Here is a 635-nt window from a genome sequence, read left to right as displayed (position 1 = left end):
ACGACCGGGATGCGATAGGCCTCCAGCACCTGCTTGGACTCGGGCTCGGTCAGCATCGACCGCCCTTCGGCCAGCGCCGCGGCGATGACCGCCTTGGCTGCGGCCGGGTCGGGCACGAAATCCTGAGGCAGCGCTGGCGGCGTCTCCATCAGCAGCGCCTGGTTCCGGCGGTAGCGGGCCAGATGCATGAAGGCCCGCGCCGCCTGGCCGGGGGTGGCGTAGCTCGGGATTCGGTGCTCGGCGAACAGCCGTCGCGCGGCCGCGGCGGCGCCCTCGCCGAGCCAGCAGCTCAGGACCGGCGGGCGGCGGCCGTCGCGCGCTGCCGTCGCCTCCACCGAGCGGACCACCGCCTGCGCCGCGTCGATCGGATCGGCGACGGCGGTCGGGCAGTTCATCACCAGAACCGCGTCCTTCCCCGGATCGGCCAGCATCGCGTCGAGCGCGTGGGCGTAGCGCTCGCCCGTGGCGTCGCCGATGATGTCGACCGGGTTGCCGCGGCTCCAGGTCGGCGGCAGTGCCGCATCGAGCCGCGCCATGGTCTCGGCCGAAAGGGTCGACATGGTGCCGCCGGAATCGCCCAGCGCTTCCGTCGCCAGGACGCCGGTGCCCCCGCCATTGGTCAGGATCGCCAGCCG

Annotated in this window: 1 pseudogene; it reads right to left on the bottom strand. The window is 73.9% G+C overall.

Annotated elements, in window-relative coordinates:
* A pseudogene (locus AAHM41_RS40305) lies at positions 1 to 635 on the bottom strand (GNAT family N-acetyltransferase); the annotation flags it as partial.

This window comes from Inquilinus sp. OTU3971 (genome assembly GCF_038440215.1).
The sequence above is the reverse complement of the archived record's forward strand: the minus strand, read 5'-3'. Positions and strand labels throughout refer to the sequence as shown.